Here is a 13,612-nt window from a genome sequence, read left to right as displayed (position 1 = left end):
GCCGCCGGCATGTGCGGAATTGCAGGCGCCTGGGCGCCCCACCCCGACGACGCCAGCGTCCTCCATGCGCTGGGCACCGCGATGGGCGCCGCCATCGCCCACCGCGGACCCGACGACGCCGGCACCTGGGTCGACGCCGACGCCGGGCTGGTGCTGTCACACCGGCGCCTGTCGATCCTGGACCTGAGCCCGCTCGGCCACCAACCCATGGCCTCGGCCGACGGCCGCTGGCAGCTGGCCTACAACGGCGAGATCTACAACCACGCCGCGCTGCGCGCCGAACTGGCGGCGCTCGGCCACGGCTTCCGCGGCCACTCCGACACCGAGGTGCTGGTGGCGGCGATCGCGCAGTGGGGCGTGGATGAAGCGCTGTCCCGCGCCAACGGCATGTTCGCCTTCGCCGCCTGGGACACACGCGCGCGTGCGCTGTGGCTGGCGCGCGACCGCGTCGGCAAGAAGCCGCTGTACTACGGCTGGAGCGGCGACGGCAGCTTCGTATTCGGCAGCGAGCTGGCGGCGCTGCGCGCGCACCCGGCGCTGTCGGCCGCGGTCGACCCGGACGCGCTGGCCCTGCTGCTGCGCTTCGACTACATCCCGGCGCCGCACGCGATCCTGCGCGGCGTGCACAAGCTCGCCGCCGGCAGGTTGCTGCGCGTCGACGCGCGGCGTCTGGCCGGCGGCGCGGCGGGCCATGATCCGGCGCGCGACCAGCAGGCCTGGTGGAACGCGCGCGAGCGGCAGGAGGCAATGATCGCGCGCGGATTCGACGGCGACGAGGCCGCCGCACTCGACGCGCTCGACGCGCTGCTGCGCGATGCCACCGCGCTGCGCATGGAAGCCGACGTGCCGCTGGGCGCCTTCCTCTCGGGCGGCACCGATTCCTCGCTGGTCACCGCGCTGATGCAGGCGCAGTCGCCGCGGCCGGTGCGCAGCTTCTCGATCGGCTTCGACAACGCCGTGCACGACGAAAGCGCCCACGCCGCCGCGGTCGCCCGCCACCTGGGCACCGAGCACACCGAGCTGCACGTGGACGGCCACGCCGCGCTCGACCTCGTGCCGGCGATGCCGCGGGTGTTCGACGAGCCCTTCGCCGATTCCTCGCAGCTGCCGATGGCCCTGCTGTGCCGGATGACCCGCCGCCACGTCACCGTGGCGCTGTCGGGGGACGGCGGCGACGAACTGTTCTTCGGCTACGGCCGCTACGCGCGCGCGCTGCGCAACCACCGGAACATGGCGCGCGTGCCCGCACCGCTGCGCAGGACGCTCGGCCATGATCGCGGCGAGGCCGCGCGGCTGGGCGGGCTGGCCGCGCTGCGTGCCGCGCTTGCCGCCGATGGCCTGCAGGGCGCCGCCCGCCAGCGCGTGCAGCGCTGGCGCGATCCCGAGGCCGTCGTCATCGGCGCGCATCGGCTGTCCACCGCCTACGACAGCCCCTCGGCGCTGCCGCGCAACGGCACCGCGGCCGACGCGCTGATGGCGCTGGACTTTGCCTGCTACCTGCCCGAGGACATCCTCGCCAAGGTCGACCGCGCGAGCATGGCGGCGTCGCTGGAGGCGCGCGCGCCGCTGCTGGACTGGCGGGTTGCCGAGTTCGCCTGGTCGCTGCCGCTGGCCATGAAATGGCAGGGCGGCACCCTCAAACACCTGCCCAAGCGCCTGCTCGGCCGCTACCTGCCCGAGGCGCTGGTGCACCGGCCGAAGTCGGGCTTCGGTGCCCCGGTGGGCGACTGGCTGCGCGGCCCGCTGCGCGACTGGGCCGAAGCCCAGCTCGATGAACGCCGGCTGCACGAGGAGGGGCATTTCGATCCGGCACCCGTTCGCGCGCTGTGGCGCGAATTCCAGGCCGGCCAGCGCAAGTGGCATACCCATCTGTGGGGTGTGCTGATGTTCCAGGCCTGGCGACAGACACTGGACACGTGACGCCAGCGCGTTATTTTTGCCGGGCTGGCCACATTCCTCCCCCAGATGTCCCCGCACCCCGACCGCTGCAGCGTCGTCATCACCACCTACAACTGGCCCCGCGCGCTGCGACTGGCGCTGGCTGCGCTGGCGCGCCAGCATGTCCTGCCGCACGAAGTGATCGTGGCCGACGACGGCTCGGGCGCGGAAACGCGCGCCGTGATCCATGAAGCCGCCCGCGACTACCCCGTGCCCCTGCGCCACAGCTGGATCGAGGACCGCGGCTTTCGCGTGGCCCTGGCGCGCAACCGGGCGATCGCCGCGACCAGCGGCGACTACGTGCTGCTGCTCGACGGCGACATGCTGGCCCATCCGATGTTCGTCGCCGACCACCAGCGCGCGGCGATGCCGGGCAGCTTCGTGCAGGGAATGCGGGTGCTCACCGACCCCTGCGGCTGCCAGCGGCTGCTGGAAGGCGACAAGCAGGCGCTGGGCTTCTTCGACCGCGGGCTGGCACGCCGGCGCCACACGCTTCGCGTTCCACCGCTGGCAGCGCTGTCGCTGCGCGCTTCGCGCAGCCAGAGCCGCCGCGCGATCAAGACCTGCAACCAGGGCTGGTGGCGCGCCGACCTGGTGGCGATCAACGGTTTCGACGAGCGCTTCGAGGGCTGGGGCCGCGAGGACAGCGACCTGGCGCTGCGCGCCTTCCACGCCGGCCTGCAGCGGCGGTCGCTGCGCTTTGCCGGACTGGCCACGCACCTCTACCACCGCGAACGCCACGAAGCGGGCGAGAGCCCGAACGAACGACTGCTGGCCGAGACCGTCGCCAGCGACCGGGTCCGCAGCGCGGCCGGGCTTGACCGGCACCTGGCGGAGTTCGCCGCGCATCCGCTGCCCGACCTGCGACCGGCCCACCGGAACCGGGAAAGAGCCGCATAGGCTGTCCGCGCCCGTCGTTGCCGCGCGGGCGGGGATCACGGCATCCATTCAGGTGCTCGCTGGACGCGACGGGCGTCCAGCGCGCGTTCGTGGCGTGGCGCGGCGCGGCTGGCAAAGGCGGAGGCCGGCCGCAGCGCGCGGAATCACGGCGGACGCGAAATGCCTGCTGATCAGGCGTCGTCGGGATCCGGCTCGCCGGCGACGCCCGCGGTTTCGGGCAGCACGCGACAGTCGCCCGGGATGTCCGGCGTAGACACCAGCCGCCAGGTCCGCCGGTTGGCGGTGCCCACCGGCTGCGCGCGCGCGCGCCGCAGGCAGTCGGCCAGCTCCGGCACCTCGCGCACGAACAGCCGCCGCGCCTGCGGTGCCTGCGATGCCCAGGCCACGGCCGCGTTCCACTGCTGCACCGGCGTGCGCCTGAAGCCGAACTCCACCGTCGGCCCGCGCGCCTGCAGCAGGTTCTGTTCGCGCCACGCCACCAGCCCGACTTCGACGTCCGGCCCGACCAGTGCGCGCACCTCGCGCATCAGGTCGCGCGACGAACTTTCGCCATCGAGCTGCGGCGCGATAGCCAGCCCCCAGCCGCACCACAGCACCGCGATCATGATTGCGGTCAGCGCCACCGCGCGCCGCGGCTGCAGCCACAGCGCGGCGGCGGTGATCGCGCTGCCCATCGCCGCCAGCGCCCACCACAGGCCGTCCTGGCCGCCGCCCATGCCGCGCCCGGCTTCCAGCTTCAGTTCGAATCCCGGCTCCGCCACGAGCGCCGCCGCGCCGGCAGCCAGCAAGCCCAGCCCCAGGCCCAGCGACAGCGCGAACAGCGCACGGCGCACGCCGCGGCGCTCGAGCATCTCCGGCAAAAACGGCGCGGCCGCCAGCGCCAGCATTGGCAGCGCCGGCAGGATGTACATGTCGCGCTTGCCGCTGCTCAGGCTGAAGAACAGCACCACCAGCACGCAGGTCGCCAACGGCCACCACACCCGCGCGTCGCGCGCCCGCCACGCCTCGCGCCACGGCTTGAACAGCCACGGCAGCAGCAGCGAGAACGGCAGCCACGACACCGCCACCACCCGGACGAAGTACCAGGGCGGCTGGCTGTGGTGCCACGGCTCGGCGTAGCGGGTGGCGGTCTGGCGGAACAGCAGGTCGTCGACGTAGGCGCGATGCGCCGGGTCGCCGCCCGCCAGCGCCATCCACAGCATCGGTCCCAGCCACAGCCCGATCGCGGCCAGGAACGCAGCCGCGCCCAGCAGCCAGCGCCCGGCGCCGCGCGGGGCCGGCGTGCTCAAGCCCGACCAGCCGCGCCAGCGCATCCACGCGTAGGGCAGCAGCGCGAGCAGCGCCAGGAAGCCCACGCCCTTGCTGATCACCCCCAGTCCCGCGGCGAAACACCCGGCCCAGAACCAGCGCCAGTGCGGCCCGAGCAGCAGGTGCCGGCCGAGGCCGTAGAACCCGAGGGTGATGAAGAACACTACCGTCGGATCAATCTGCGCGCGCTTGGCCTGGTAGACGAACTGGAACGCGCACAGCACCGCCGCGGCGGCCCACAAGCCTGCCCGGTGCCCCCACAGCCGCTTGCCAAGGTCGTACGTCAGCCACAGCGTGCCCAGCGCGGCCAGCAGCGACGGCAGCAGGAAGGCCACGGTCCAGTCGCGCACCAGCGCGTAGCTGGCGCCGAGCAGCCAGAAGAACAGCGGCGGCTTGTCCGAATACAGCTCCTGGCCGCGATGCGGGAACCACCAGTCGCCCGACGTCCACATCTGCTGGGCGACCAGCACGAAGCGCGGCTCGTCGGCCGGCCACGGCGCGCGCAGGCCGATGCCGGTGCCGATCACCAGCAGCGCCACGCAAGCCAGCAGCCAGAGTTCACGCGACTGTGAAGTTTTCAGCATGGCGCGGATGATAAGCACGCGCGGTGTCGGATTTCCGTCGCCGGCGGCGGTGGCGCTCGGCGATCCGCGCTCAGCGGTCGGCAGGCGACGCTCGGCGCTCAGCGCTTGCGCAGGCGCGCGTAGAAGAAGCCGTCCATGCCACGCTCGCCCGGCAGGCGCTGTCGGCCGGCGCCAGACACGCGGCCGAAGCGGTCGTCCAGCGGTTCGGCCACGGCGTCCGCGGTGCGCGCGAGGAAGGCGTCGACCTGCGCGGCGTTCTCGGCGCGCAGGACCGAGCAGGTCGCGTAGAGCAGCGTGCCGCCGGGCGCGAGGACCCGCCACGCGGCGTCGAGCAGGCGCGCCTGCAGCGCGGACAGCGCGCCAAGATCGGCGGCGCGACGGTGCAGCAGCACGTCCGGCTGGCGGCGCACGATGCCGGTGGCCGAACACGGTGCGTCGAGCAGCACCGCATCGAACGGCACGCCGTCCCACCACGCCCCCGGCGCATCCGCGGCAAGCGCCGCCGCATCGGCCGCGCGCAGCGTGGCGCCTGCGCCGACGCCGAGGCGCGCCAGGGTGTCGCGCACGCGTTCGAGGCGTTTGGGATCGACGTCGAGCGCGGTCAGCTGCAGCGACGGGTCGCGTTCGAGCAGGTGCGCGGCCTTGCCGCCTGGTGCCGCACAGGCATCGAGCACGCGCCGCCCCGAAGCCGGTGCATCCGGTGCCAGCGCGTCGGCCACCGCCTGCGCGGAGCCGTCCTGCACCGAAACATCGCCGCGGTCGAACCCGGGCAGCGCGGCGACCGCAACCGGTTCGTCGAGCCGCAGCGCATCGGCCAGCGCATCGTCGGCCGTCGCCGCGATCCCGGCTTCGCGCAGCCGCGCCGCGTAGTCGTCGCGGCTGCCATGCAGGCGATTGACCCGCAGCCACATCGGCGCCGGTGCCGCGCTGGCCGCGACGATCGCGTCGTAATCGTCAGGCCAATCCGCGCGCAGGCGTTCGCGCAGCCACGCCGGCCACGCGGCGTCGGCCGGTGCGGCGGGCAATCCCTCGCGCTGCGCGCGCCGCAGCAGTGCATTGACCATCCCGCGCTGGTGCGCGCGGCCGAGCACGCGCGCGGCGCCCACCGTCGCGTCCACCGCCGCATGCGGCGGCAGCCCGAGCGGATCGAGCTGGGCGAAGCCGGCGTGCAGCAGCGCGCGCAGTTCGCCATCGCGCTTGCCCAGGGGCCGCGGCACCCACGCCCGCAGCGCCGCGTCCGCCCGCGCCTGCTGGCGCAGCGCGGCGAAGCAGATCGCCTCCACCAGCGCGCGGTCGCGCACGTCGGCCAGCGCCGGCAGCGCCTGCGCCAGTTCGGCTTTCAGCGAACGCCCGCGATGCAGCACCGCATCGAGCACCTGCGCTGCGATCGCGCGCGGTCGCGCGCCCTTGTCGTCATTCATCCGCGCATTCTCCGCCAGTCGGCGGGTCTTGTGGTCCCGCGGCGCCTGTTTGTTGCTGCGGCGTCTCTTTCGTGCAGGAGCGGCTTCAGCCGCGAGCTCCCCGGGGCAGGCAGACGGCGGCGGCTTGCGAAAGGCTCGCGGCTGAAGCCGCTCCTACGAAAAGGCGTTCCGGCCCTGCTTCACGGGATCGAAACCGCCCGTGTCGTCGGCAGACCCGGAGGGCGGCGCACATCCTGTGCGGCGCCCTCCGGGTCTGCCGACGGGCGTGGGGATTCAGGGTTCAGGAGAAGCAAAAGCTGACGGCTGACGGCTGACGGCCCAGTTTCAAGGCGCCTGTCCGGGAACGGCAATCGGGGGCTGCAGCCGCGATGCGCGCCGGATCAATCGCGCGCAGCTGCTCCGGCACCGGCGGCGGCCGTCGGCTTCTTGAGTTCGGCCAGTGCCGCCGCGATCGGCGCGTCGCCGTCGAGCACGTCGCCGGCGTTGCTGCCGGCGACTTCCTCGTCGCCGTGCAGGTGGCCGGGCAGCAGCGCTTCGGCATAGTCGGCGCGCGTGGCGGCGCCGTCCTTGCCTTCGGGCCTGAGCACCACGTCCGGCTCGATGCCGCGCGCCTGGATCGACTTGCCGCTGGGCGTGTAGTAGCGCGCGGTGGTGAGCTTCACCGAGTCGCCGTTGTCCAGCGGCAGCAGGGTCTGCACCGAGCCCTTGCCGAAGGTGCGGCTGCCGACCACGCGCGCACGCTTGTTGTCGTGCAACGCGCCGGCGAGCACTTCCGAGGCGCTGGCCGAACCCGCGTCGACCAGCACCACGACCGGCGCGCCGTGCATCAGGTCGCCGGGAGTGGCGGAGAACTTCGCGTCGCTGATCGGGGTGCGTCCGCGGGTGCTGACGATGCCGCCCTTGTCGAGCAGGTCGTCCGCGATCTGCACCGCCGTGGTCAACAGCCCGCCGGGGTTGCTGCGCAGGTCCAGCACCAGCCCGCACAGCCGGTCGCCGCTGCCGGCTTGCAGGCGCTTGAGCGTCGACTCGAAGTCGGCGGCGGTATCGGCCTGGAATGCGCTGATGCGGATGTAGGCGTAGCCCGGTTCCAGCATCCGTCCGCGCACGCTGGCGACCTTGATGGTGCCGCGGGTGACGCTGATCTGCAGCGGTTTGGCTTCGCCCTCGCGCACGATGGTGAGCCTGAGCGTGCTGCCCGGTTCGCCGCGCAGCGGCCCCTGGCCGGCGGCGCTGGCCGGGGTCAGGGTCTTGCCGTCGACGGCGATGATGGTGTCGCCGGCCTTGATCCCGGCGCGCGCGGCCGGCGTGTCGTCTATTGGCGCGATCACCTTGACCTTGCCGTCGGGCAACTGCTGCACCTCCACGCCGATGCCGTCGTAGGCGCCATTGGTGTCTTCGTCGAAGGCTTCGGCGTCGTCCTTGTCGAGGTAGGCGCTGTGCGGGTCGAGGTCGAGCAGCAGGCCGCGGATCGCCGACCCCATCAGCTCCTTGTCGTCGACGGGTTCGACGTAGGCTTCCTTGATCGCGTTGTAAACCAGCACGTAGCGCCTGATCTCGTCGAGCGGCACCGCGCTGGCCGCGCTCTCGGCCGCTTCGGCATCGTCGCCGGGAGCGACGGCGTCCGCGGAAGGTTCCCCGCCCGATGCATCCGCCGGCCGCTCCTGTGCGAATGCGGGCCGGGCCAGCAACAGGGCAATGGCGAGGATCGAAAGGGAACGACGCATGCAGGGCTCCGCGGAAGATCGTGGCGTGGACGCGCGTTGGACCACCAGGCCGGGCGCGGGTTCTGCGATTATGCGGGGTGCGGCGGACGTTCCGTTAAGGAAGGCCTGAACAGCCCGGGATTCCCGCTGCAACCGGAACGACGATCCTGTACTGCGCCGGCCTTGCCTAGCGTTTCTGCAGCCAGCTGTTCGGGTTGACCGGGTCGCCGTTGCGGCGCAGCTCGAAGTACAGCGCGGGCCGGCCCTGGCCGCCGGAGTTGCCGACGCTCGCGACCGGGTCGCCGCGCCTGACCTGCGCACCGGCGTCCTTGAGCAGCGCATCGTTGTAGGCATACAGGCTCATGTAGCCGTTGCCGTGGTCGATGATCAGGATCAGGCCATAGCCGGTCATCCATTCGGAAAACACCACGGTGCCGTCGGCGACCGCCTTGACGGTGGTGCCGGCGGGCGCGCCGATCAGCACGCCCGAACTCTTGTGGCCGTCGGGCATGGCCGCGCCATAGCCGGCCACCAGGGTGCCGGACACCGGCCAGCCGAGTCCGCCGACCTTGATCGGTGCGGTCGTGGCTACTTCGATCGGCGGTGGCGGCGCCTTGTGCCCCGGCTTCGCTCCGCCGTCTTCCTTCGCGCGTGCAGCCGCTGCCGCCTCGGCGGCGCGGCGCTGCGCGGCAGCCTTGGCCGCGGCGACGCGCAGCCGCTCCAGCAGGGTTTGCAGCGACTTGGCATCGCGACCCAGGGCCTTTTCGCGGTCGCGCCGGTCCTGGTAGCGCTTGTCGAGCTGGGCGACGGTGGCGCTGCGTTCGCGGCGGTCGCGTTCGAGTTCGGCCAACTGCGCCCGCTGCGTGGCCTTGGCCGCATCCAGCGCGGCCTGGCGCCGGGTGATCTCGTGTTCGACGCGCTCCAGCTCGGCCAGCTCGACGGTCAGCGCGCCGATGCGTTCGGTGCGATCGCGCTGCAGGTAGCGGTGGTAGGCCAGCGCGCGGCCGGCCTCGGCGACCTGGTCCTGCGACAGCATCAGCTTGAGCGGGGCGTCGTCGCCGATGGCGTAGGCGGCCCGCAGCAGCTGGCCCAGTTCGCTGCGCTGCGCGGCCAGCGACACCTGCAGGACATCGCGCTTGCCGCGCAGTTCCGCCAGCGCCGCCTGCTGCCGCGCGAGTTCGGCCTCGGTCTCGCGCAGGCTGCGGGTCGAGGCCCCGACCTTCTCGTCGACCTGGCGCAGCTGGCGACTGGCATCGCCGCGCTTGCCTTCGATCTGGCGGCGTTCGGCGGCAACCGCCTTGAGCTCCTTGTTGACCTTCTCGAGCTTGCGCTGCGTTTCGCGGCTGCTCTGCGCCTGCGCCGGCACGACCACCCCCGCCAGCACGCTGGCGAGCACGGCCGCCGTCAGCCACCCGGGGCGGCGCGCGACGCGCATCAGCCGGGCGCGAACAGGCTGCGGCCGGTCATCGCATCCGGCTTCGGCAGGCCAAGCAGGTCGAGCACGGTCGGGGCGACGTCGCGCAGCGAGCCACCTGCGCGCAACGCCACGTCGCCGCGTTCGCCGACGTACACCAACGGCACCGGACCTACCGTGTGCGCGGTATGCGGCTGGCCGGTGACCGGGTCGCGCATCATTTCCAGGTTGCCATGGTCGGCGGTGACCACCAGCGCGCCGCGTGCGTCGCGCACCGCGGCCTCGATCGCGCCCAGCGCGAGGTCGACCGCCTGCGCGGCCTGGATCGCGGCCTGCAGGTCGCCGCTGTGGCCGACCATGTCGGGATTGGCGATGTTGCACACGATCAGGTCGAAGCGCCCCGAACCGATCGCCTCGACCAGCTTCGCGGTCAGCTCCGGGCAGCTCATCTCCGGCTGCAGGTCGTAGGTGGCAACCTTGGGGCTGGGCACCAGGATGCGCTCCTCGCCGTCGAACAGGTCCTCGCGACCGCCGCTGAAGAAGAAGGTGACGTGCGCGTATTTTTCGGTCTCGGCGATGCGCAGCTGCTTCAGGCCGCTGTGCGCCGCCAGTTCGCCCAGGGTGTCGCGCAGGTCATCGGGCGGGAAGGCCACCGTCGCCGGCAGCTTTGCGTCGTACTCGGTCAGGCAGACATAGCGCGCAAGCTCCGGCCGGCGCGCGTCGAAGCCATCGAAGCCGGGTGACACGAACGCCGCGCTCAGCTCGCGCGCGCGGTCGGCGCGGAAGTTCATGAACACCACCGCGTCGCCATCGGCGATCGGCGCGGCGCCGTCGATCACGGTGGGCAGCACGAACTCGTCGTTCTCGCCGCGCGCATACGCCGCTTCGAGCGCCGCGGCCGCGCTGGCCGCGCGATGTTCCGACTTCGCCTCGACGATCGCGTCCCAGGCCAGCCGCACGCGCTCCCAGCGCTTGTCGCGGTCCATTGCGTAGTAGCGGCCGCTGACGGTCGCGATGCGCGCGTTGCCAAGCTTGTCGCAGCATGCCTGCAGCGCGGCCAGGCTCGCGGCGGCCGAGCGCGGCGGGGTGTCGCGACCGTCGAGGAAGGCGTGCACCGCGACCTTGGGCACGCCGGCGCGCCGTGCCAGCTCCAGCATCGCGAAGACCTGCGATTCATGGCTGTGCACGCCGCCGGGCGAGAGCAGGCCCATCACGTGCAGGGTGCCGCCATCGGCCTTCACCGCGTCGCAGGCGCCACGCAGTCCGGCGTTGTCGAAGAAGCTGCCGTCCTCGATCGCCGCGTCGATGCGGGTCAGGTCCTGGTAGACGATGCGGCCGGCGCCGAGGTTCATGTGGCCGACTTCGGAGTTGCCCATCTGCCCGTCCGGCAGGCCGACGTGGCGGCCCTCGGTATGGACCAGCGTGTGCGGGCTGCCGCTCCACAGGCGACGCCAGTTGGGCAGTTGCGCCTGCGCCAGCGCGTTGTCGGCAGGATCGTCGCGGTGTCCCCAGCCATCGAGGATCAGCAGGACGACCGGCTTGGGACGGGGGGCGCTGGAGGCTTCGGGCACGTCGGGAGGGCCAGTGACTAAGGACAGATGCGATTGTAGCGAAGCACGCGCAGGCTAAGCCCTGTCGGCAGAATGCCCGCAAGTCGTCCCATCCCGCCCTGTCGCGCACCGGAGTCCGCCATGCCCGCCACAACCCGCCTTCCCCTCGCCCTCGCCCTGTCGCTGTTGCTGGCCACCGGCACCGCGCTCGCGTCAGGGGACGCGGTCGCGCAGGGCGTCGACATCGACAAGGTGAACGGCAGCATCACCGCCGAATCCGGCCAGGTCTACGGCGATCTCGAAACCGTCAACGGCAGCATCCGCCTGGAGGACGGCTCGCACGCCAAGGACGCGCAGACCGTGAACGGCAGCGTGAAGGCCGGCGACAACATCGAGGCGGAGGATCTCGGAACGGTCAACGGCAGCATCCGCGTCGGCAAGCAGGCGCGCATCAGCGGCGGCATCCAGACCGTCAACGGCGGCATCTTCGTCGACCGCGGCGGCAACGTCGGCAAGGGCATCGAAACCGTCAACGGCGCGATCGGCATCGTCGCCACCGAACTGGGCGGCGGCATCGCGACGGTCAACGGCGACATCACCGTCGGCATCGATTCGCACGTCCACGGCGGGATCAAGGTCACCAAGCCGACCAGCAACTGGATGCCGATCAAGTTCGGCGGCAACCGCAAGCCGCGGATCGTGATCGGTCCCAACGCGGTGGTCGACGGCGACCTGGTATTCGAACGCGAGGTCACCCTGTACGTGCACAGCAGCGCGCGCATCGGCAAGGTCTCCGGCGCCACGCCGGTCGCGTTCGACACCCCGAGCGCGCCGCGCGACTGAGCCCACGGCCGCGCAGGCGCGCGCTGGGCGGATCCGGCAGCATCGGCCGCTTGCGCCTAGAATCCGCGGTTTCCCCTCCACAGGATCACACGGATGCAAGCCCGACACCTCCTGTTCTGCCTGCTCGCCGGCACCGCGCTGGTCGCATGCAACCGCGAGCCGGCCGCGACCGACGCCTCGACGCCCGCACCGGCCACCGCGCCGGCGGCCGACGCGCAGGCCGCGGCGCACACCTTCAGCGACGACATCAACGCCGGCGACTTCGCCGAACTGGTCAAGACCCTGGCCTCGGACGAGTTCGAGGGGCGCGGCCCCGGCACGCCGGGCGGCGAAAAGTCGGTCGAGTACATCAAGGCGCAGTTCGAGCGCATCGGCCTGCAGCCCGGGAACCACGGCGCCTGGTTCCAGGACGTGCCGATGACCGAGACCACCGCCGACGAATCGACCGCGCTCAAGTTCGACGTCGGCGGCAAGGCCGAGACGCTGGAGTTCGGCGACGACATGGTGATCGGCACCCGCTCCGGCGAGAAGGAAGTCAAGGTGCAGGACAGCCCGCTGGTGTTCGTCGGCTACGGCGTGGACGCGCCGGAGCAGGGCTGGAACGATTACGCCGGCGTCGACGTCAAGGGCAAGACGGTGGTGATCCTGGTCAACGACCCGGGCTTCCACGCCAATGACGCCAGCCTGTTCGAAGGCAAGCGCATGACCTACTACGGGCGCTGGGTCTACAAGTTCGAGGAAGCCGCGCGCAAGGGCGCGAAGGCGGCGCTGATCATCCACGACACCGCCGGCGCATCCTACGGCTGGGACGTGGTGCGCGGCTCGTGGTCCGGTGCGCAGTACGACCTGCGCGCGGCCGACGACCCGGCGCCGCGCCTGCCGGCGCAGGGCTGGATCACCGGTGAAGCGGCCAAGGCGCTGTTCGCCGACGCCGGCCTCGACCTCGACGAGATGTACAAGGCCGCCAACAAGCGCGGCTTCAAGGCGGTGCCGATGAAGGCGACGGTGTCGTTCGACCTCAAGAGCACGATCTCCGAAAAGTCGTCGCGCAACGTGATCGGCGTGCTGCCCGGCACCGAGCGGCCCGACGAGGCGGTGGTCTACATGGCGCACTGGGACCACCTGGGCAAGCATGACGGCGAGGAAGGCGACAACATCTACAACGGCGCGGTCGACAACGCGACCGGCGTGGCCGGGATCATCGAGGTCGCGCAGAAGTTCGCGCGGACCACCCCGGCGCCGAAGCGCTCGCTGGTGTTCGTCGCGGTCACGCTGGAGGAATCCGGCCTGCTCGGCTCGCAGTACTACGTCGCGCACCCGGCGTTCCCGCTGGACAAGACCGTCGGCGTGATCAACATCGACGCGATGGGCGTGTACGGCAAGTCGCGCGACCTGGTGGTGGTGGGCAAGGGCAACTCGGAGCTGGAAGACCTGCTCAAGGCGCAGACCGACCGGCAGGGCCGCACGCTGGAAGAGGAGAGCACGCCGGAAAGCGGCTTCTACTTCCGATCCGACCATTTCAACTTCGCCAAGGCCGGCGTGCCGGCGCTGTACACCGAGAGCGGCGAGGACCTGGTCGAAGGCGGCCGCGCCGCGGGCGAGGCGGCGGCGAAGGATTACAACGCCAACCGCTACCACAAGCCCGGCGACGAGTACTCCGACAGCTGGAAGCTCGACGGCGTGGTCGAGGACCTGCAGGCCCTCTACGGCGTCGGCCGCGTGCTGGTCGACGGCGACCAGTGGCCGAACTGGTACGAAGGCAACGCGTTCCGCGCCGCGCGCGACAAGATGATGGCGGGCAATAATGACCAATCGCACGTCGGCGGGAAACAGGAAACGCAAGCGGCCGGGGACTGAAACCGGCGCGATGGATTCCTGCGGAAACGGCGCCATTTTGGCGCCGTTTCCGTGCCGCGCATCACATCGTCGGACTCGGTGTCGCATTGCGGCC

At 71.8% G+C, this 13,612-nt stretch carries 8 protein-coding genes and 1 pseudogene; 4 read left to right on the top strand and 5 right to left on the bottom strand.

What is annotated here, in order from left to right; all coding sequences use genetic code 11:
- Positions 1–9: 9 nt before the first annotated feature.
- Positions 10–1,920 (top strand): asparagine synthase (glutamine-hydrolyzing), encoded by a 1,911-nt coding sequence (asnB, locus tag H570_RS0104155; RefSeq protein WP_027079640.1) that lies wholly within the window; start codon positions 10–12, stop codon positions 1,918–1,920.
- 45 nt (positions 1,921–1,965) lie between these two features.
- The gene (locus H570_RS0104150; protein WP_027079639.1) at positions 1,966–2,838 is read left to right on the top strand and encodes a glycosyltransferase family 2 protein; all 873 of its coding nucleotides are present in this window, start codon (positions 1,966–1,968) and stop codon (positions 2,836–2,838) included.
- Positions 2,839–3,008: 170 nt separating this feature from the next.
- Here H570_RS0104150 and H570_RS16340 read toward each other — a convergent pair whose 3' ends face one another.
- The 5 genes and pseudogenes from H570_RS16340 to gpmI all read right to left on the bottom strand — a co-directional run bounded on the left by H570_RS16340 (position 3,009) and on the right by gpmI (position 10,839).
- A complete protein-coding gene (locus H570_RS16340; RefSeq protein ID WP_051176102.1) occupies positions 3,009–4,730 on the bottom strand; it encodes an ArnT family glycosyltransferase in 1,722 nt (573 codons plus the stop codon).
- A gap of 98 nt (positions 4,731–4,828) precedes the next feature.
- The gene (gene rsmB / locus H570_RS0104140) at positions 4,829–6,151 is read right to left on the bottom strand and encodes a 16S rRNA (cytosine(967)-C(5))-methyltransferase RsmB (RefSeq protein ID WP_027079638.1); all 1,323 of its coding nucleotides are present in this window, start codon (positions 6,149–6,151) and stop codon (positions 4,829–4,831) included.
- 386 nt (positions 6,152–6,537) lie between these two features.
- Positions 6,538–7,875, bottom strand: a pseudogene (locus H570_RS16335) (S41 family peptidase); the annotation flags it as partial.
- Positions 7,876–8,041: 166 nt separating this feature from the next.
- Complete coding sequence (locus tag H570_RS0104130) at positions 8,042–9,289, bottom strand: murein hydrolase activator EnvC family protein (RefSeq protein WP_084499719.1); 1,248 nt, start codon at positions 9,287–9,289, stop codon at positions 8,042–8,044.
- A complete protein-coding gene (gene gpmI / locus H570_RS0104125; RefSeq protein WP_027079636.1) occupies positions 9,289–10,839 on the bottom strand; it encodes a 2,3-bisphosphoglycerate-independent phosphoglycerate mutase in 1,551 nt (516 codons plus the stop codon). Before gpmI ends, H570_RS0104130 begins: the two co-directional genes overlap by 1 nt.
- A 120-nt stretch (positions 10,840–10,959) precedes the next feature.
- Between gpmI and H570_RS0104120 the strand changes: the two genes are divergently transcribed.
- Together H570_RS0104120 and H570_RS16330 are read left to right on the top strand one after the other, a co-directional pair.
- Positions 10,960–11,661, top strand: a complete 702-nt coding sequence (locus H570_RS0104120; RefSeq protein WP_036135065.1) for a hypothetical protein — start codon at positions 10,960–10,962, stop codon at positions 11,659–11,661.
- Between the two features lie 93 nt (positions 11,662–11,754).
- Positions 11,755–13,518, top strand: coding sequence for a M28 family metallopeptidase (locus tag H570_RS16330; RefSeq protein ID WP_051176100.1), 1,764 nt, complete (start codon positions 11,755–11,757; stop codon positions 13,516–13,518).
- Positions 13,519–13,612 lie beyond the last annotated feature (94 nt).

The sequence above is a fragment of the Luteimonas mephitis DSM 12574 genome (assembly GCF_000422305.1).
GTDB classification, from domain to species: Bacteria; Pseudomonadota; Gammaproteobacteria; order Xanthomonadales; family Xanthomonadaceae; genus Luteimonas; species Luteimonas mephitis.
This window is presented reverse-complemented; position numbering and strand designations above follow the sequence as displayed.

Excerpts from the sequence above, each read along its gene's own strand:
- asnB (WP_027079640.1), top strand. The coding sequence starts at position 10 with ATGTGCGGAATTGCAGGCGCCTGGGCGCCCCACCCCGACGACGCCAGC.
- H570_RS0104150 (WP_027079639.1), top strand. The coding sequence starts at position 1,966 with ATGTCCCCGCACCCCGACCGCTGCAGCGTCGTCATCACCACCTACAAC.
- H570_RS16340 (WP_051176102.1), bottom strand. The coding sequence starts at position 4,730 with ATGCTGAAAACTTCACAGTCGCGTGAACTCTGGCTGCTGGCTTGCGTG.
- rsmB (WP_027079638.1), bottom strand. The coding sequence starts at position 6,151 with ATGAATGACGACAAGGGCGCGCGACCGCGCGCGATCGCAGCGCAGGTG.
- H570_RS0104130 (WP_084499719.1), bottom strand. The coding sequence starts at position 9,289 with ATGCGCGTCGCGCGCCGCCCCGGGTGGCTGACGGCGGCCGTGCTCGCC.
- H570_RS0104120 (WP_036135065.1), top strand. The coding sequence starts at position 10,960 with ATGCCCGCCACAACCCGCCTTCCCCTCGCCCTCGCCCTGTCGCTGTTG.
- H570_RS16330 (WP_051176100.1), top strand. The coding sequence starts at position 11,755 with ATGCAAGCCCGACACCTCCTGTTCTGCCTGCTCGCCGGCACCGCGCTG.